Source organism: Xanthomonas codiaei (assembly GCF_002939785.1).
Lineage (GTDB): Bacteria > Pseudomonadota > Gammaproteobacteria > Xanthomonadales > Xanthomonadaceae > Xanthomonas > Xanthomonas codiaei.
The window spans coordinates 1-17,897 of the sequence record NZ_MDEC01000006.1 but is presented as its reverse complement, the minus strand read 5'-3'; the positions used below and the strand labels follow the sequence as shown (position 1 = coordinate 17,897).

The following is a 17,897-nucleotide window of genomic DNA, read 5'->3' as shown; positions in this document are numbered from 1 at the left end:
GGAGCCGCGCATGAGCCCGCCAGACACATCGTCTTCCAATCCCGTATCCACGCCATTCGCAGAATCGATGCGGGGGCAACATCCCCAACCGCAGGACCGGCAGTTTCCCGAACTGCTGCAAGACCTCTACGCCACCGCAAACCAGCGCCGCGAGGGCGGCGCCGAAACCTTCGCCCCCTTAGGCAACGGCTGGTCGCGCATGGACGACAGCGCGCTGCAGCAGGCCGGCATCGATCCGGCATTGCTGCACGATGCCAAGAGCGGCTTCGATGCCGCGTTCTACCGCAACGATCAGGGCCAGGTGGTACTTGGCTTCTGCGGCACCGACGAAGGCAAGGACTGGAAACACAACATCGGCCAGGGCCTGGGGTTCGACGACGCGCAATACGCGTCGGCAATCCAGCTCGGCAGCCAGGCCAGGCAGGCATTCGGCGATCAGGTGGTCATTTCCGGCCATTCGTTGGGCGGTGGTCTGGCCGCAGCCTCGGCCATGGTCAATGACATCCCGGCCGTGACCTACAACGCGGCCGGCGTCAACGACCGCACGCTCGAACGCCAGGGTCTGGATGCATCGGCAGCCAAGGACTACGCCAGCAGCGAGTTGATCCGCGGATATCACGTCAAGAACGAAATCCTGACCCATCTGCAGGAAGACAGCATTCCGCTGAAGTGGACCATGCCCAACGCGGCGGGCCATCAGATCGAGTTGCCGGAGCCGGACCCGTTATCGTTCGGCCAACGCCTGGTGCCCGGCATGATGCTCAAGCATCGCCTGGATCTGCATGGCATGGATTCGGTCATCAAGGCGCAGGACATGCAGGCGTCGGAGCAGGCCCGTGGCACCGCCCTGAAGCCCGGCAGCCAGCTGTTCAACGATGCGGTGGTGCAGCTGGATGGCCAGCGTGAGCGGCTCGGACTGCGCGACGACACCGCGTTCATCAACACGGCAGCCAGCGTGGCGGCACGCGCGGGCAATGACGGCCTGCAGCGGATCGATCATCTGGTACCCAACCGCACCGGCGACAGCCTGATCGCGGTGCAGGGACGCATGGACGACCCCACCCATCTGCGCAGCCATGTGCAGACGGCTTCCGCCGCCAACGAGCCGGCGCAAGGCAATGTCAGCCAGCTGCAGCAGCACAATCAGCAGCAGGCCCAGCAGCCGCCTGTGCAGCAGCAGGAAGAGCAGCGCCGCATGCTCCAGCAGTAGTCGGGCAGCCGAAGCGCGCAGGCAGGAGGCTTCGCAGCATGGCGACTGCCGGCGCGGGGGATTCTTCGCATCGCAATCGAGCGTGGTGCCCGCGCGTGTCTTGTCGCTCGGAAACGTGGAGCTGTTCGGTCGAACAGCTCCACGGCATGCGGCGGCTTTGCCGCATCGCTACCCGGCACCTGCCATCGCGCGCAAGGTGATCCCGACCAGATAGGCCAGGTAGGTGCCGGTGGCATAGCCCATCGTGCCCAGCAACACGCCCACCGGCGCCAGCGCCGGGTGGAAGGCAGCGGCAACCACGGGCGCCGAAGCCGGGCCGCCGATATTGGATTGGGAGCCGATCGCGAAGTAGAACAACGGTACCCGCAGCCAGCGGCCCAGCCCCCACAGCAGGGCGATATGCACCGCGATCCAGATCAGGCCGAGCAGGAACAGCCAGGGACGGTCCAGCAACGCCAGCAGATCCATCTGCATGCCGATGCAGGCGATCAGGAAATACAGCAGCAGCGAGCCGATCCTGGAGGCACCGGCGCCTTCGAGGTTGCGTGCGCGGGTGAAGCTCAGCAGCAGCCCCAGGCTGGTCGCCAGCACCACCACCCAGACGAACGGCGCGTCCAGGCTGAACTGGCTGGCCCAGCTCAGGTGCGCCTTGCACCACGCGGCCAACGGGTTGGCCAGCGCATGCGCCAGGCCGACGCCGCCAAAGGCCACTGCCACGATCACCATCAGGTCGGTCAGGCTGGGAATCCGCGCCTGCTCGGCCTGGAAGCGCGCCATGCGCTCCTGCAGCGCATCCAGCGCGCGCGTGTCGGCGCCGCTGCGCGTATCGATCGCGCGGGCGCGGCCGGCCATGAAGATCAGCACCGCCATCCAGACATAGCCCACGCCGACATCGACCACTGCGAACTGCCCGAAGGTGGTGGCGTCCACGTTGAAGACCTCGCGCATCGCCAGCATGTTGGCGCCGCCGCCGATCCAGCTCCCCGCCAGCGCCGCCATGCCTGCCCAGGTATCGCCCGCCACGGTGGCCGGGTGCAGCCAGCGCATCACCCAGAACGCCACCACGGCGCCCAGCATGATGCTCAGCGACGCGCCCAGGTACATGGCCACCAGCTTGGGGCCCAGGCCCAGGATCGCGCGTAGATCGATGCTCAGGGTCAGCAGGATCAGCGCGGCCGGCAGCAGCACGTCGCGGGCGATGGGGTTGTACAGCCGGGTAGTGGCACCGTCGATCAGCCCGACGGTGTTGTAGATGCCGGGCAGCAGGTAGCACAGCAGCAAGGCCGGCACCACGGCGTAGAACCGACGCCAGAGCCCGTGCTCGCGCGACGCGCTCCAGAATACGGCGCCCAGGGTGGCGGCGATCAGGCCGAAGACCACGATGTCGTTCTGGATCAGGGCGGTCGCAGGTGCAGTCACGAAAGGCGGTGATCCGGCAGGAGGGCCGCCGATGCGGATCGGACCAGGGTGGCCGATGCCAGCGAATCTAACCGACCCTGACGATCACGCAAACCCTTGGACACACCCTGCCCCGTGTGACAGGCGCCACCGGGTCCGCGAACGGCTACCGGACCTTGGGCAGGGCGCCGCCAGCACGCTGAAAAGTGCGGTGTATCTGTTCGAAAGATGGCGCTGTCGAGCGCTCAGTGGCTCGCGGCCGGCGGCTGCACGCCAGCCGACCAGCAGTTGCAGACCCGCGGCAACAGTGGACAAACCGTCTTTCCGACCACGGCCAGACCCCTGCTGGCCCGCCATCGCAAGCGACGCGGGCCAGCAGTACCGGCGCTCAGCCGTAGCGACGCACCACCCGCTCGCCGTCGGCCGTATCCAGCACCACGCCGCTGGGCTGCCCGGTGGTCAGGCAATGCAGCTTGGCCATCAGCTCGGCATTTTCCAGGGCACCCTGCTCACGCAGGTAGCGCAGCGGCGACCATTGCGGGCGGGTGACCCACCAGCCGTCCTGCTCGGGATGGATGCGTACGACGTAGCGAGATTCGTCCATATGGCCTCCAGCCAGTAGGTGCCGCGCTCGAACGATGGTGCGACGCCGCGCGGGAGAAGCGCATCGCACCGGGGATCCGGGGGAAACCAGCGTTGTCGTCAAGCCAACGTGCCCTTACTCAAGGGGCCGCGGGAGAGTGGCCGAAGGCTCCGCGTTTGGCATAGCCAGCATGCATAATTCTTAATGGCGGCACCGTCGGGCGGACACTGGCGGCGAAGTAGGAAAATTCTTACGTGACACAGGTCACATCCAGAGCTACATTCCGACAAACGGAGTGAAGACATCGTCACAGGCGGCCGTCATTCAGAGCGTGGACGGCGCGCCAGGGGAAACCGGCGCTCATAGACATTGCCTCGGGGGAGGGTTTTCGCGTGCATCTGCTCAGAAGGTTCCAGTTTCCGGTCAAGACCGCGATGGTCGTGGGCTATGTCCTGGTGATCAGGGAAGCCCTGGTGTTGTGGTCCTGATCGGGCCTCGCCGTACCGAGACGTAAGCTGCCGGGTATCGCCGATCGCTACCCGACGTTGCGTCTCACTCCCGATCCACCCAGCCGCGCTGCCGTGCCGCTTCCAGGTCGCTGGGGGTGTCCACATCCAGCGCCAGCGCCGGCGCGCTGATGCAGCCCAGGGTTTCCACATCCAGGCCTGAGAACAGGCCGCGCAAGCCGCTGTCTGCGGTCAGCGCCACCTCTGCCCAGGCGGCATGCGTGACCACAGCCGGGATGCCGCGAACGCCCGCATAGCCGCTGGTGGCGCATCCGGAGCTGGCCCGATCGGCTTCCTCCAGCAGGGCGCGCAGGTGCGGCGCGTCCAGCGCCGGTTGGTCGCAGCCCAGGATCAGGCTGCGGCGCACGCTGGCGTCACCCTGGATATGCCGGCGCAATGCCGCAAGACTGGACCCCATACCGTCGGACCAGTCCGCGTGCGTCAACACTTCCACGTCGAGGCCATGCAGCACCTCGGCAAGCCTGTCTGCGTCCGCCCCCAGTACCACCACGCAACGGCGTGGCGCGGTCTGCAATGCGATACGCGCCGCACGCCGCAGCAAGGTTTCGCCATCGCGCATCAGCAATTGCTTGGAACGTCCCAGCCGCCGTCCGGCACCGGCCGCCAGTACCAACGCCGCGTGATCGTTATTCATGCGCAAGGGTCGCGTTGCATGGACCTGTGCGCTTGCCTGCGGCGTCGTGACAAGGCCGAGGCTGCCATAGAGCATGAGCGGTCGCGCGAGCGGCGCGTGTGGCAGGCTGATGCATGCGAGTCAATGGCGCATCGCTCGCAGAGCACGTCGTCATTTGAGACAGAAACAAGAGACATGCCGACGTCTTACACAGTGGAGACGGACCCAGCGTAGAGATCGGACTGTGCGTGCGAGGTGACTGCACACGGCACTGCTGCGTCACGTGCGCGCGTAGTACGCGCATGACGCACGGACTGCAGCGCCAGCATGCTCTGCGTTCGTGTTGCCCTGTCCTGCCGGCTGTCACGCACGGGCTTCGCAGACATCAGTGGAGGGGTTGCGCAGATGTGCGAGAAGCATGGATCGAGCGCAATGGCGTTGGCGCAGCTCACTCACGACGATCCGTTTGTCGGCAGCGACACCGTCACCGGATGCGCGTGGCCAGGCTCCCGTCGAATCGTGGCCGGGCGGGCGCGTCAGATGCGCGGCGTGGGCACAGGTCTGCTGCCTGTTCGTGAAGCAACGCGGGCACCGGATGCGGCAAGCCCCCCCACCGAACGTTACCTGTGCGCCTGTTCGCCTACGAAACTGGCCTGCGCGTCTGCCACGGCATGCGTGGCTTCGGCGACGATGCCGAGCGCGATGGTATGCGGCGATGACCGCCCCATGCGCCAGCCTGCAGGCAGCCGCAGGCGCGCGAGCGCCGCGTCGTCGTGTCCCAGGGCGCGCAGTGCCTGCAGGCGCGCCCGGCGCTTGTGCCGGCTGCCCAGGATCCCGATGCACGCGACATTGGACGCCAGGCCGCGGCAGGCGACCTGCAGGTCGATCTCGCCATCGTGCGCCAGGCTGTACAACGCGGTGTTCGCATCCAGCTGCAAAGCTGCAAGCGCATCGCCCAGCGCACGGCGATCGTAGTGCTCCGGCGCCAGACCTGGCGGCGGTTCGCTGGGGCCGTGCGGCCGCAAGACGCGGAGTTCGAAGCCCATCTGGCTGGCCAACGACACCAGCACCAACAGCGCCGGATCGGCCCCGACCACCACCATCCGCAACGGAGGGCGATGCACGCACACGAATTCGCTCGCACGTGCGTCCTGGGCGCTGGCGGGATAGCGTACGGCCCCGGTCACGCGGTCGAGCGCGACATGGAATGCACGCCGGTGCTGGCGCGCATTGCGCCAGCGCGCCAAGTACTCCGCCAGATCCGGCACCGGCCACACCAGCACGCCGATGCGTCCACCGCAGCTCAGCTGGATATCCAGCACCTGGCTGCCTTCGCCGTAGTCCAGCCAACGCGGCTGCCCATCGCGCAGGGCGGCGGCGGCCTCGTGCGCCACCGCCGCTTCCACGCAGCCGCCGGACACGTAACCGGCCACCCTGCCATCGGCGCTGATCGCCATCTCGCTGCCCAGCGGCCGCGGCGAGGATCCCTGCACATCGATCAGGGTCGCCATCGCAACGCGCTGCCCGGCGCGCTGCCATGCCGTCAGGATCGGCAACAGATCCTCATGCAAGGCGTAGCCCGGCCACGCGGGCCACGCCGGCTTGGCCGGTGCCGCGTGCCTGACCGGTGCGACCACCGCGCTCACGCGCGCAGCGACTCGGGCAGGTGCGGCAGCAGCTTCTCGAGCGTGACCGGGTAATTGCGCACGCGCACTCCGGTGGCGTGATAGACCGCATTGGCGATCGCCGCCGCCACCCCGCAGATGCCGAGTTCGCCCACGCCCTTGGCCTTCATCGGCGAGGACATCGGGTCGCTCTCTTCCAGGAACACCACGTCCTGGTGCGGGATATCCGCATGCACCGGCACTTCATATCCGGCCAGATCGTGGTTGACGAAGAAGCCGAAGCGTTTGTCCACCGCCAGCTCCTCCATCAAGGCCGCACCCGCGCCCATCGTCATGCCGCCGATGACCTGGCTACGCGCAGACTTGGGATTGAGGATGCGGCCGGCCGCGCACACCGCAAGCATGCGGCGGATGCGGATTTCCGCGGTGGCGATGTCCACGCCAACCTCGACAAAGTGCGCGCCGAAGGTGGACAGCTGTTGCTTCTTCGCCAGGTCGCCGAACTCGATCTTGTCTTCCACCACCAACGCACCGTTGGCGGCAGCATCGCCAAGCGCAATGCGCTTGCCGCCGGCACGCACATGGCCATCGGCGAACTCGGCCTTGGCCGGGTCCAGCCCGAGCCGGGCGGCAATGGCCTCGCGCAGTTTCACCGCTGCTGCGTAGACGCCGGCGGTGGCACTGTTCGCGCCCCATTGCCCGCCCGAACCGGCAGATGCCGGAAAGCTGGAGTCGCCCAGCCGCACGTCCACCCAGTCCAGCGGCACGCCCAGCATCTCTGCGGCGGTCTGCGCAATGATGGTGTAGGAGCCGGTGCCGATATCGGTCATGTCGGTTTCCACCACCACGCGCCCACCCTGCTCCAGCCGCATGCGCGCGCCGGACGTCATCACCGGCGCATTGCGAAACGCCGCGGCCACGCCCATTCCTACCAGCCAGCGACCATCGCGCGTACTGGCGGGCCTGGCATTGCGCCTGGACCACCCGAACCGCTTGGCACCCTCTTCCAGGCACTTGACCAGCTGCCGCTGCGAAAAGGGACGCTGCGGATTTTCCGGATCGACCTGGGTGTCGTTGACGACACGGAATTTGACCGGATCCATCTGCAGTTTCTCGGCCATCTCGTCCATGGCGACTTCCAGCGCCATCAACCCGGGCGCTTCGCCAGGCGCGCGCATCGCATTGCCCTCGGGCAAATCGAGCACCGCCAGGCGCGTGGCGATCAGGCGATTGGCACCGGCATACAACAACTGCGTCTGCGCGGCGGCGATCTCCGGTTCGCCGTCGGGCAAGTCGCCGGACCAGGTTTCGTGGGCGATCGCGGTGAGCTTGCCATCGCGCCCGGCGCCGAGGCGGATGCGCTGTATGGTGGCCGGGCGATGCGTGGTGTTGTTGGCGATCAGCGGCCGCGGCAGCATCACCTTCACCGGCCGCCCGACCTCGCGCGCGGCCAGCGACGCCAGCAGCGCATCGGCACGCAGGAACAACTTGCTGCCGAATCCGCCACCCACATAAGGCGACATGATCCGCACATTCTCGCGCGGGATGCCGAGCGTGGTGGCCAGATCGCGCGCGCCCCAGGCGATCATCTGGTTGGAGGTCCAGACGCTGAGCTTGTCGCCCTCCCACATCGCGATCGACGCATGCGGCTCCATCATCGCGTGCGAGTGATCCGGGGTGGTGTATTCGGCGTCCAGCTGCACCGGTGCCGCGCCAAATGCACCCGCGAAGTCGCCTACGGTGCTATTGGGTGCGCCGCCGGACTTGGCGACCTTGGCAGCGCCGCGCGCCTTTTCCAGATCGTAGGTACCCACGTGGCGCCCATAGTCCACCTTGATCAACTGGCCGGCGGCGCGTGCCTGCTCGAAGGTCTCCGCAACCACCACGGCAATGGCCTGGTGGTAATGCTGGATCTCCGGCCCACCCAACAATCTGGCGGTATTGAGCTTGCCCTTCTGCAATTTTCCTGCGCTCTGTGCAGTAACGATACCCAGCACGCCGGGGGCGCTGCGCGCTGCGCTCAGATCGATGCTGCGGATGGTGCCCTTGGCGATAGCCGCGCCCACGACGTGGCCATAGGCGGCACGGCCGGGCAGATCGTGATGCTCGTACGCATACGGCGCCTGGCCGGTGGTCTTGAGTGGCCCGTCGATGCGGTCCACGGGCTTGCCGACGATCCTGAGTTGATCGGTCGGGTTGGTACCTGCAGGAGTATCGAATTTCATATCAGGTCCTCGCGTCGGCCAGGATCGCAGTCAAGGTGCGTTCGACCAGTGGCAGCTTGAACGCGTTGTGTTCGGTGGGCTGTGCGCCGTCCAGCAAGACCGAAGCGATGGCGCGGGCACCCTGGCGCGACTGCGCTTCGGCAGCCTCGCTGCGCCACGGCTTGTGCGCTACGCCACCGACGCCGACCCGTGCGGTGCCGTCGCGCTGCACGACGGCAGCCACAGATACCAGGGCAAACGCGTAGGACGCGCGATCGCGCACCTTGCGATAGACGTGCGTTCCGCCCAGCGGTTTGGGCAGTGTCACCGAGGTGATCAACTCGCCCCGCTCCAGTACCGTCTCCAGGTGCGGCGTGCTGCCCGGCGCGCGATAGAACTCCGCCAGCGGTACTGCGCGGGTCTGCCCATCCGGACGCACTGTGTCCACCACGGCATCCAGCACGCGCATGGCGATTGCCATGTCGCTGGGATGGGTGGCGATGCACGACTCGCTGGTACCGATCACCGCCAACTGCCGGTTGAAGCCGCCGATCGCCGCGCAACCACTGCCGGGCAGGCGCTTGTTGCAGGGCTGGTTGGTGTCGTAGAAATACGGGCAGCGCGTACGCTGCAAGAGGTTGCCTGCGGTTGTTGCACGGTTGCGCAATTGGCCCGACGCACCTGCCAGCAGCGCGCGCGACAACACCGCATAGTCCCGGCGAATGCGCGCATCGGCGGCCAGATCGGTATTGCGCACCAGTGCACCGATGCGCAATCCGCCTTCCGCCGTCGCCTCGATGGTGTCCAGGCTCAAGCCATTGACATCGATCAGATGCGACGGGGTTTCGATCTGCAGCTTCATCAGGTCCAACAGGTTGGTGCCGCCGGCAATGAACTTGGCTCCGGGTTGACGCGCGGCCTTGGCCGCAGCATCGGCGGGCGATGTGGCGCGCTCATAGCTGAAAGCCTTCATGCGCGTTCTCCTGCCACATCGTTGATCGCTTCGACGATATTGGAATACGCACCACAACGGCAGATATTGCCGCTCATGCGCTCCTGCAGCTCGGAGTTGGTGAGTTTTGTCCGGGCGGTGAGGTCTTCGGTCACGTGACTGGGAATGCCGCGCTTGACCTCATCCAGCACCGCCACTGCCGAGCAGATCTGGCCGGGCGTGCAGTAGCCGCATTGATACCCATCGTGCTTGACGAAGGCGGCCTGCATCGGATGCAACTTTTCCGGCGTACCCAGACCCTCGATGGTGGTGACCTTGGCGCCCTGGTGCATCACCGCCAGCGACAGGCAGGAATTCATGCGCTGCCCGTCGACGATCACCGTGCAGGCACCGCATTGCCCGTGATCGCAACCCTTCTTGGTGCCGGTCAGCTGCAGATGTTCGCGCAGCGCATCCAACAAGGTGGTGCGGTTATCCAGGGTCAGCCTCACCGGCTTGCCGTTGACCTCGAACGCAACTTGGCTGGACGTATTGGCCGGCTCCACCGCCTGCCGTTGCGCCACCGCATTGGCAGCGGTGGCAGCCATCGATTGGGTTGCGGCAACGCTGGCTGCGGACGCCGTGCCAGCGATCAATACCTCGCGACGGGTCATCCTGATGTCTCTCATGGCTGGCATCTCCAACAATGCTGGCTTTTACAGTTCTTTATCAATGTGCAGGGCCACCGGTCACAGGCGCGTGAGTGCAGCCATGCGCGATCGAGCCTGGGGTCACCCGATTCTAGGGATCGTCTGCACCAGCATTGAAGTTGAGGTCTGCATGCGGTTATGAAACGTGCTCATCATTGGATCGTGCGGCTGTGTCGTTGTACCTCCATGTCGATGCGATGCTGCATGCGGTACGTGCGCAGTCACCTGCAAGCCGGGACCTGGAACACATCAGTGTGGCAGCGCGGTACCAGCGCACATGTGCCGCGCATCGTGTGCCGGCGCGACACCAGCGCGTGCCTCGGGGCAGCTGACAGAACGGCTGCGCAGCCGTCAGGCGGATGCGGCCGCTGCCCGGAATCCTCATGTACCCACTCCTACACTCCGATTCCCCCGCGCCCACCTGACGATCGCTCGCCACGTTCTGTCAGCCGCTCCTAGAACTCCAGCACGATCTTGCCCAAGTGGCCGCCGGCCTTCTGCAGCGCGAATGCATCGGCGATGGCCTCCAGCGGGTAAGCGCGGTCGATCACCGGGCGCAGCGGCAGGCCGTTCAATGCGCGTACCAAGTCCTGCTGGTGCCGCCGGCTGCCGACGACCAGCCCCTGCAGACGCTGCTGGCGGCCCATCATTTCGGCGGTCGGCACCGGGCCGGCAGCGCCGGTCAGTACGCCGATCAGGGCGATATGCCCGCCCACGCACGCGGCGCGGATCGATTGGGCGAGCGTTCCCGGTCCGCCGACTTCCACCACATGGTCCACGCCTCGGCCGTCGGTGATCTCCAGCACCTGCGCGGACCACTCGGCATGCTGCCGATAGTTGATGACATGGTCAGCGCCGAGCGCACGCGCCTTTTCCAGCTTCTCATCGGACGAGGAGGTGGCGATCACGCTGGCGCCCATGGCCTTGGCGAACTGCAACGCAAAGATCGACACACCGCCGGTGCCCAGCACCAGCACCGTGTCGCCCGCCTTCAGCCCGCCATTGACGACCAGCGCACGCCAGGCGGTGACGCCGGCGGTGGTCAGGGTGGCGGCCTGCGCATGGCTGTAACCGGCTGGCGCATGCGTGAACGCAGTTGCGGCCGTTACCACTGCAGATCGCGCATATCCATCCACCCCATCGCCTGGCGTGGTCGCAAACCCGGCCTGCAGTGGCTCGCCGTCCAGCCACTGCGGATAGAAAGTGGACACCACATGATCGCCCACCGCGAACTCGTCCACCTCCGGCCCCACCGCTTCCACCACACCGGCACCGTCGGACATGGGAATGCGCCCGTCGGCTGTCGGCATCTGCCCGAGCACGATGCCCAGGTCGTGGAAATTGAGCGAACTGGCCTGCAGGCGCACGCGGATCTGGCCGCGGGCAGGCTGCCCCGGATCTGGCAAGTCGACCGAATGCAAGGCATTCAGGCCAGCGGGATGCGATAGACGGATGGCGCGCATTGCGGGCTCCTGATGTGTGACCTGATGCCTGGATAACATGCATGCCGTGACGCGGATGCAGTCGAGCTGGCTTGCATCGACGCGGCGAGCGGGTGCTGCGCCGCGGGGCATGGCGGGGTTCGCAGGTTTCTTCTGAGCGTTGCCCAACCGAGCTGTTGCATCCTGGTGAGTCGCAAATCACAGATCCGCATGCTGCGCCGGCGCCTGCACGCACTTGCCGCAAGACGCGCGGGTAGGCTGGCACACCGGTTGCATCACCCTGCTGGACAGACAGGGAGCCACAGTGAGTTCGAGCGCAAAGCAGCGGCGGCAATGTGCACAGCGCATCGCGTTGTGTTTCGTGCTGGTCGTGTCGTGGATGCTGTTGCTCGGGTCCGAATATTGGTCCATCCGCGAAGAGCGTGCGAGCGCATTGCACAGCGCGGAAAGACAGTCGTCGAATCTGTCCAATTCGCTGGCGCAGCATGCCAGCGACACCTTGTCGATCGCCGATGCCGTGCTGTCGGGGCTGGTGGCGCGTGTCGAACACGACCAGGGCCCCGCCCGCGCGGGCGCAGCGATGCATGAATTCCTGATGCGCGAGGCACGTCGCTCGGACCGATTGCATGGCATCTTCATCTATGCCGCCGACGGCAGCTGGGTGAGCTCGTCGCTGGACAGCACGCCACGAACGCATAACAACGCCGACCGCGCCTATTTCAGATATCACCGCGACCACCGCGATGCGCTGTCGCTGGTCGGCCCGCCGGTGCGCAGCCGCTCCGACGGCAGCTGGGTAATGACGCTCAGCCGCCGGCTCAACACAGCCGATGGCGAATTCGCCGGCGTGGTGCTGGTCACGCTGCAGCTGAAGTATTTCCAGCACTACTACAGCACCTTCGACGTGGGGCCGCATGGCACCATCGGCATGACCAATGACGAGGGCATCGTGCTGGTACGCCGGCCCGACCGCCAGGGCGTGGTGGGTGCTTCGATCGCCGGCACCTCCCTCTACGTGGCCATGCGCGCACGCAAGCACGGCACCGTCACCTATCGCTCGCCGATCGATCGCGTGGAGCGCATCTCCAGCTTCGCGCCGGCGCGTCCGTATCCGCTGACCGTGTTGACCGGCGTTTCGGTGGACGATGCACTGGCAAGCTGGCGGCAAGCAGCCCGCCAGCGCATCGTGATCGCCGCGCTCGGCTGCACGCTGCTGCTCGGCGTCGGCATCTGGCTGGACCTGCAGCTGCGTCGCATGCATCGCAACGAGGACCGGCTCAGCTCCGAGGCCTGGGTGGACGCGCTCACCGGCATCGCCAACCGTCGCGCATTCGACCACCGGCTCTCGCAGGCCTTGCAGGATGCCGTGCGCCACCAGGCGCCGCTAGCGGTCCTGATGATCGATGTCGATCATTTCAAGCTCTACAACGACACCTACGGGCATGTGAACGGCGATGCCTGCCTGCGCCTGATTGCCGGTGCCATCGCCGCCTGCTCGCGCCGCAGCGAAGATGTCGCCGCGCGCTACGGTGGCGAAGAATTCGCCATGATCCTACCGCATACCGACGCCGCCGGTGCGCTGCGTCTGGCCAACGCGGTGCGCAGCGCCGTGGCCGAGCTCGGCTTGATGCATCTGACCAGCCCGACCAGCGCGCACGTCACCGTCAGCGTGGGTGCTGCCACCTTCGAACCGGGCGAAGCTCCCCGCACCCCGGACGCCATCGTGCACGACGCCGACTCGGCGCTGTATCGCGCCAAGCAGGGCGGGCGCGATCGGACCTCTGCGTGAGTCGCCAGCGGGCCCGGTATCCGCTGGCGCGCGCGCTGCCCCCCCCGCTGATCGGTGCGTAGGCATCGAGTGCGATGGAGGTGCGTGTCGCACACCATCTACGGCTGAAAATCGATGATGGCCAGCGTGCCTTGGGTAGTGGAGGACTCCAGATGCAGCCGCCACCCGAAGCGTTCGCAGATCCGACGGGTGAGGAACAGGCCCAGCCCCGCACCACCGCCCTGCTTGACCGACTGCTTCAACGATGCCGTGTAGCGCTGCGCCGCCAGCGCGGTATCGAAGCCATCGCCGGAATCGCGAATGCTCAGGCGATGGCCGTGCAGACTCACCTCGATCTGGCCCACATAGGTGTGATCTGCCGCGTTGCGCAGCAGGTTACCGACCGCGATGCGCACCATCGATTCGGGCGCATGCAACGTGAGCGGCTGCAGCGCGCTGATGCAGTACTCCACCGGTTTGGCAGACACCAGATACAGATGGTCCTGCACCAGCTCCGGCAGCAGCCCGTGCAGGATGGTTACCTGCCGACGCTCGGCAGGTGTCGGTTCGCGCGACAGGTAGAGCAGCGCTTCCATGATGCGGGTGAGGTTGTCCACCGCCTCGTCGATGCGGTGCAGCGGCCCTTGCGCGCGTTCGGGCAGTTGCTGCTTGTGCAGCACATCGGCCGCACCGGAAATCACCGCCAGCGGCGTGCGGAACTCGTGGCTGGCCTGATCCAGCAGGCTGCGCTCGCGTTCGATCGCGCGCTCCACACGCTCCAGATGCGCATTGGCCTCGCGCGCGATGGTGTTGAGCTCGCTCTTGCGGTAATCGGTGGGCAGCCGCTGCGCCGGTTGCAGCGGATCCAGCAGGCGCATGCGTCTGGCGAGATCCTGCACCGGGCGCGCAAAACCCAGGAACAGCCACCAGATCACCAAGCCGATCATCGCCAGGTTGCAGATGAAGAACAGCACGCTGAGCTGCACGCCGCCGTTCTGCTTGTCCTCCAGCGCGGTCAGTTCGATGCTCATGACCAGCCGTCCCTGCGGCACGCCGGTCACCAACGCCGAGTAAGTGCGGTCGTGACGGACACTGTCCGCGTCGGCGGCGAAGGGCCCCCAGTGCGGCCGCACGATGGACAGCAGTTTCGCCAGCAGGGACGGGTCGCCCTGTGTATCCAGCTGCCCTTCGCCGTAATAGCCAGGCGCCAGATCGGCGAAGAACGCGGGCATGTCCGCAGGCAGCGGCGCGCCCGGCTGCAGCAGCCAGCCCTTGACCGGGCCGCTGCGCGGGACCGCCTGCGGCAGGTCTTCCGGTGGCAGGCGGGTGAGGTTCTGCGTGCTTACCGTCAGCAATTGCCGCCAGATCGGGTCTTCGATCAACTCCTGACTCAAAAAGCCCTGGACCGACATCCCCAACGCCAGCACCACGCACGACAGCAGCAGGCTGGCGCTGATCAGCCATTGCAGACTGCGCAGGCGAGTGCCGCGGCTCATTCGGCGGCCCCGCCCAGGCGATAGCCGGTGCCGGTCACGGTGTGCAGCAATTTCTGCTCGCCCTCGTGATCCAGCGCGCGCCGCAGCACGTGCATATGCGAGCGCAGCAGATCGCCCTCGGGCAAGGCATCGCCCCAGATCAGCCGCTCCAGCCGGTCGCGCCGTACCACCCGTGGCGATTCGCGCATCAACAGTTCAAGCACTCCGCGCAAGGTGCCCGACAGCACCACGCTGCGTGTTCCGCGCGCTATCGCCAGGCGGTCCAGGTCGTAACGCAGGTCGTGCACCTGCAACACATTGCCGGCCGCTGCGCTGGCGCGGGCACGGCTCACCATCACGCGCAGGCGGATTTCCAGTTCCGGCAGCGCAACCGGCTTGACCAGATAGTCGTCGGCTCCGTTCTCGAAACCCAGCAGCTTGCCTTCCAGTTGATCCTTGGCGGTGAGCATGATGATGGGCGTGCGGCAGGCATGTTCTTCGCGCAACTTGCGCAACACGCTCATGCCATCCATGCGCGGCAGCATCCAGTCCAGGATGATCGCGTCGTAGCGATTGCCGATCGCCAGATTCAGTCCGGATTGCCCATCCGGTGCTGCATCGGGACGGTGCCCGCAGGCTTCCAGATAATCGAAGATATTGGCCGCCAGCGCCCGGTTGTCTTCGATGATGAGGACTTGCAGAACCTGCGTGGTCGCGACCGGGTGCGTTATCGACATGGCAACTCTCGGGAAGGGGAACATCATACGCAGCACGCGGTCCAGCGCATGCAGGCCCGACCGCCGCGATCTTGTCAGCAAGCGCCTGCACTCGGCCATGCAGCAGCCAGTGCAGTGCGCCCACCACGGGCAACCACTGCGGGCCTCGTCAGCAACAGGCCCGGATCGATCGTCCATTGGAGCGGCATGGACAGCCGGCGACATCGCGCGCCTGCCCGCGAAATCGGCAGATGTGTTCCATCGCCGCAATCCATCGGGCCGGGACACAGACCAGAGCGGCCCCGATCATGGCGACGCGTCCCGGGTGACACGGCACTGCATGCGCCGGATGCGCCCGGCCATCAGAAGCCCCACGAAACGCCGACCAGGACCGAGCCGACACCGTCGCGATCCGGTTCCAGCAAGGGACTGTCGCTCAGTGCACCCGGCAGCACGCTGTACTGCAGGCGCGTCAGCAACTGCCAGCGCTGGCCGATCGGGCGCAGATAGGTCAGGCCCACCGACGTCACCGTGGCCGAACCGGGTGCGTAGTCCACCACCCCGCGTGCGACTTCGGCATCGCGCGTGCCGTAGTAGTAGTTGGCCAGATCCTTGGACAGATGACTGACACTGATGCTCGGCGTCAGCTGGCCGCGCCCGATATCGATGGCGTAGCCGTAGCGGGCGGTCAGCTCGTACCCATCGCTGGTGCCGGTGACATCGCCCTTTGCGGTGAGCTCCAGCTCGCCAGCGCCAACCCGCCAGACGCCGGCCAGCCCGACGTCCACGCCGTGATCGCGGTCTTCCAGCAACGCCCGGTCGATCCCGTTGCGAGCAAGCTCTGCTGCGCCCAGATCCTTCGCATCCACGCCATCCAGGCGTAGCGCCACGATGGCATCCAGGCCGAAGCTGTTGCCGTTCACTAGATGGGCACCGCCGCTGATGCCGCGGAAGAAGAAACGCTCGCCTTCGAACAGCACCAGCGGGATCGGATTGATGCGCGTGCCTTCGCCCGCGAACGGGCTGTCCAGGGCCACTGCGCCGAACCCGATACCCCAGCGATAGGGCCCCTGCTCGGACAACGCTGGGTCGGTTTGCGGAGTGGTCTGGGCGATGGCAGTGGCGGGCAGTGCGAACAGCGCAGCGAGCGCAAGACGGAAACGGATCATGGGCATGCCTTCGAGAGGAGGAGAGCCCCGCTGGCGCAGCGGACGATACGATCGGCGCCTGCAGCAGCGGTGCGGCGGCAGCGTGCCGCAGCGATGTCGGCCAAATGTCGGCGTTGCACCGGCAGCGCCAGCGCAGGCCTGCGACATGACGCCGACATCGTCGTGGCACGGTTGCCCCGCCACGGAGACCCTGCATGCCCATCCCTCTGCCCTCGCACCCAGCACCGGCGCCCGGCCTGGACGCCGCCATCCTTCGACTGGCCGGCCTGCTCGTGCCATTGCACGAAGCGGCCCACTGGTTCCACCACGACCCCATCCACGAACTGGGCGGTTGGACCGCCGCACAACTGAGCCGGATGCAGCGGCAGACGCAGGTGATTGCCTTTCTGCAGGCGGTGCTGCGCGGCGAGCGCGATTGAGGCTCCCATCGGGAGCCATCACCGGCTCACCGGAGCGCGTCAGCCTGCTCGCTGGATCATCGAATGCAGCGGTGCGTGAGGGCCTACGCGTGTACCGCGCAGACGCTTCGGTGAGCTGCGGAGACGATTCCAGCGCGATACACAAGCCGCGCCCGCATCACACGAAGTTCTCGTGTCGGCCTGGAGCCGCCACGATGACTGCGCTTACCGCCTGGCGCTGTGGCCGGCGCTCGCAATCGGCATGCAGACTCAGGTTCCGAGCGCGCTGTCCGTGCTCACCCGAGGCCTGCTCGCGACGGTTTGGTCACCGCTCCCAGCCGACAGCCAGCGCGCCCGCCGGTCGCCGGTCGCCGGCCTCGACCGGACGTCAGTGACCGTTCAACCAGGCGGGAGCTGCCGCCGGTACTGATCAGCACGCTTGCCGCTGCGCATCCATCGCCTGGCGAGAGGTCGCTGCCCTGGGGACACACCACCCATCGCTCCCCGACTGAGTTCTTTCATGACCGCATGCTCGAAGGCCCTGCCCTGTTGCTCGGCAACGCCAGCATCGCCGGGTTGAAGCACGCCCGCCTTGAAGGCCGCTTGGAGCGCAGACTGCCGAGCGCCAATGACCCATGCGATCTGATCGTTCGTGTGTAGCGAGGCAAAACGCTCCGCTCGGGCACGGTCCGCAAGCATCGCGTTGAGCAGGCGCAGAACCGCATCGATGTCGTACCAATCGTGCAGCGAGAGACAAGCTCCTGCGGCTCATGACAGCTCGACGCATAAACGCCTGACAGAGCGTCCCGCAATGACGTTGCCGCTCCATCCATGATCGACCCAACCCTCGAACAACAGCGCTCGGTCCCTGTAGGCATGCCGATGGGCATGGACAAAGACACGGCGTCAGCGCGGATACCCAGATATGAATCCAGAGCCATGTCTATCAGCATCGAGGCATTGTTTGAGATGGTCGAAGCGCTTGAACTGCAGCCTGCTCTTTATTTGGCCAGCAGCCCTGAAATGGCCGACGCGATATTGACGCTAGAGCGTGTTATGAACTTTGAAATAGAGACGCGGCATTTCCAAGCATGAGGATGGAGAAGACGACGAAGTGGAGTCCGGCCA

The 17,897-nt window shown here is 66.3% G+C and carries 15 protein-coding genes and 1 other RNA gene; 5 read left to right on the top strand and 11 right to left on the bottom strand.

All coding sequences use genetic code 11. The annotated features are described in order from the left end of the window. Window positions 1–10: 10 nt before the first annotated feature. Window positions 11–1,210: a Tle-like phospholipase domain-containing protein gene (locus XcodCFBP4690_RS05900; RefSeq protein WP_104540077.1), complete on the top strand. Its 1,200-nt coding sequence runs from the start codon at window positions 11–13 to the stop codon at window positions 1,208–1,210. A 168-nt stretch (window positions 1,211–1,378) separates the two neighbouring features. On the opposite strand, the gene XcodCFBP4690_RS05895 is transcribed toward XcodCFBP4690_RS05900, so the two are convergent. The 7 genes from XcodCFBP4690_RS05895 to paoA form a co-directional block, all read right to left on the bottom strand. After that, the gene (locus XcodCFBP4690_RS05895; RefSeq protein ID WP_104540076.1) at window positions 1,379–2,629 is read right to left on the bottom strand and encodes a DUF819 family protein; all 1,251 of its coding nucleotides are present in this window, start codon (window positions 2,627–2,629) and stop codon (window positions 1,379–1,381) included. A gap of 367 nt (window positions 2,630–2,996) precedes the next feature. After that, the gene (locus tag XcodCFBP4690_RS05890) at window positions 2,997–3,212 is read right to left on the bottom strand and encodes a hypothetical protein (RefSeq protein ID WP_104540075.1); all 216 of its coding nucleotides are present in this window, start codon (window positions 3,210–3,212) and stop codon (window positions 2,997–2,999) included. A gap of 531 nt (window positions 3,213–3,743) precedes the next feature. Next, window positions 3,744–4,352, bottom strand: a complete 609-nt coding sequence (locus XcodCFBP4690_RS05885; RefSeq protein ID WP_104540074.1) for a nucleotidyltransferase family protein — start codon at window positions 4,350–4,352, stop codon at window positions 3,744–3,746. Between the two features lie 599 nt (window positions 4,353–4,951). After that, entirely contained in the window at window positions 4,952–5,977 is a 1,026-nt protein-coding gene (locus XcodCFBP4690_RS05880; RefSeq protein WP_104540073.1) for an XdhC family protein, read from the bottom strand. Continuing rightward, on the bottom strand, window positions 5,974–8,181 hold the full coding sequence (paoC, locus tag XcodCFBP4690_RS05875; RefSeq protein ID WP_104540072.1) for an aldehyde oxidoreductase molybdenum-binding subunit PaoC: 2,208 nt from the start codon (window positions 8,179–8,181) through the stop codon (window positions 5,974–5,976). Before paoC ends, XcodCFBP4690_RS05880 begins: the two co-directional genes overlap by 4 nt. Window position 8,182: 1 nt before the next feature. Beyond that, window positions 8,183–9,133, bottom strand: coding sequence for an FAD binding domain-containing protein (locus XcodCFBP4690_RS05870; RefSeq protein ID WP_104540071.1), 951 nt, complete (start codon window positions 9,131–9,133; stop codon window positions 8,183–8,185). Beyond that, complete coding sequence (gene paoA, locus XcodCFBP4690_RS05865) at window positions 9,130–9,789, bottom strand: aldehyde dehydrogenase iron-sulfur subunit PaoA (protein WP_279628095.1); 660 nt, start codon at window positions 9,787–9,789, stop codon at window positions 9,130–9,132. The genes XcodCFBP4690_RS05870 and paoA overlap by 4 nt, the downstream gene beginning before the upstream one ends. 395 nt (window positions 9,790–10,184) lie before the next feature. On the opposite strand from paoA, the gene XcodCFBP4690_RS05860 reads away from it, so the two are divergent. Beyond that, window positions 10,185–10,252, top strand: a non-coding RNA gene (locus tag XcodCFBP4690_RS05860) — sX9 sRNA. A 4-nt stretch (window positions 10,253–10,256) separates the two neighbouring features. Here XcodCFBP4690_RS05860 and XcodCFBP4690_RS05855 read toward each other — a convergent pair. Continuing rightward, window positions 10,257–11,264: a zinc-dependent alcohol dehydrogenase family protein gene (locus tag XcodCFBP4690_RS05855; RefSeq protein ID WP_104540069.1), complete on the bottom strand. Its 1,008-nt coding sequence runs from the start codon at window positions 11,262–11,264 to the stop codon at window positions 10,257–10,259. 283 nt (window positions 11,265–11,547) lie between these two features. On the opposite strand from XcodCFBP4690_RS05855, the gene XcodCFBP4690_RS05850 reads away from it, so the two are divergent. Then, the gene (locus XcodCFBP4690_RS05850; protein WP_104540068.1) at window positions 11,548–13,032 is read left to right on the top strand and encodes a GGDEF domain-containing protein; all 1,485 of its coding nucleotides are present in this window, start codon (window positions 11,548–11,550) and stop codon (window positions 13,030–13,032) included. Between the two features lie 98 nt (window positions 13,033–13,130). On the opposite strand, the gene XcodCFBP4690_RS05845 is transcribed toward XcodCFBP4690_RS05850, so the two are convergent. The 3 genes from XcodCFBP4690_RS05845 to XcodCFBP4690_RS05835 all read right to left on the bottom strand — a co-directional run bounded on the left by XcodCFBP4690_RS05845 (window position 13,131) and on the right by XcodCFBP4690_RS05835 (window position 16,371). After that, on the bottom strand, window positions 13,131–14,507 hold the full coding sequence (locus XcodCFBP4690_RS05845; protein ID WP_104540067.1) for a sensor histidine kinase: 1,377 nt from the start codon (window positions 14,505–14,507) through the stop codon (window positions 13,131–13,133). Further along, window positions 14,504–15,187, bottom strand: a complete 684-nt coding sequence (locus tag XcodCFBP4690_RS05840) for a response regulator transcription factor (RefSeq protein WP_208622705.1) — start codon at window positions 15,185–15,187, stop codon at window positions 14,504–14,506. The genes XcodCFBP4690_RS05845 and XcodCFBP4690_RS05840 overlap by 4 nt, the downstream gene beginning before the upstream one ends. Before the next feature lie 377 nt (window positions 15,188–15,564). Then, window positions 15,565–16,371 carry a MipA/OmpV family protein gene (locus XcodCFBP4690_RS05835; RefSeq protein ID WP_104540066.1) on the bottom strand — a complete coding sequence of 269 codons (807 nt, stop codon included), beginning with the start codon at window positions 16,369–16,371 and terminating at the stop codon, window positions 15,565–15,567. A gap of 194 nt (window positions 16,372–16,565) precedes the next feature. Between XcodCFBP4690_RS05835 and XcodCFBP4690_RS05830 the strand changes: the two genes are divergently transcribed. Both XcodCFBP4690_RS05830 and XcodCFBP4690_RS22680 read left to right on the top strand, forming a co-directional pair. Next, a complete protein-coding gene (locus XcodCFBP4690_RS05830) occupies window positions 16,566–16,790 on the top strand; it encodes a hypothetical protein (RefSeq protein ID WP_244183577.1) in 225 nt (74 codons plus the stop codon). A 918-nt stretch (window positions 16,791–17,708) separates the two neighbouring features. Beyond that, entirely contained in the window at window positions 17,709–17,864 is a 156-nt protein-coding gene (locus XcodCFBP4690_RS22680) for a hypothetical protein (protein ID WP_167394488.1), read from the top strand. Window positions 17,865–17,897: the final 33 nt, after the last annotated feature.

Coding starts and splice junctions, on each gene's coding strand:
- XcodCFBP4690_RS05900 (WP_104540077.1), top strand. CDS start 11: ATGAGCCCGCCAGACACATCGTCTTCCAATCCCGTATCCACGCCATTC.
- XcodCFBP4690_RS05890 (WP_104540075.1), bottom strand. CDS start 3,212: ATGGACGAATCTCGCTACGTCGTACGCATCCATCCCGAGCAGGACGGC.
- XcodCFBP4690_RS05885 (WP_104540074.1), bottom strand. CDS start 4,352: ATGAATAACGATCACGCGGCGTTGGTACTGGCGGCCGGTGCCGGACGG.
- paoC (WP_104540072.1), bottom strand. CDS start 8,181: ATGAAATTCGATACTCCTGCAGGTACCAACCCGACCGATCAACTCAGG.
- XcodCFBP4690_RS05870 (WP_104540071.1), bottom strand. CDS start 9,133: ATGAAGGCTTTCAGCTATGAGCGCGCCACATCGCCCGCCGATGCTGCG.
- paoA (WP_279628095.1), bottom strand. CDS start 9,789: ATGCCAGCCATGAGAGACATCAGGATGACCCGTCGCGAGGTATTGATC.
- XcodCFBP4690_RS05855 (WP_104540069.1), bottom strand. CDS start 11,264: ATGCGCGCCATCCGTCTATCGCATCCCGCTGGCCTGAATGCCTTGCAT.
- XcodCFBP4690_RS05845 (WP_104540067.1), bottom strand. CDS start 14,507: ATGAGCCGCGGCACTCGCCTGCGCAGTCTGCAATGGCTGATCAGCGCC.
- XcodCFBP4690_RS05835 (WP_104540066.1), bottom strand. CDS start 16,371: ATGATCCGTTTCCGTCTTGCGCTCGCTGCGCTGTTCGCACTGCCCGCC.
- XcodCFBP4690_RS05830 (WP_244183577.1), top strand. CDS start 16,566: ATGCCCATCCCTCTGCCCTCGCACCCAGCACCGGCGCCCGGCCTGGAC.
- XcodCFBP4690_RS22680 (WP_167394488.1), top strand. CDS start 17,709: ATGTCTATCAGCATCGAGGCATTGTTTGAGATGGTCGAAGCGCTTGAA.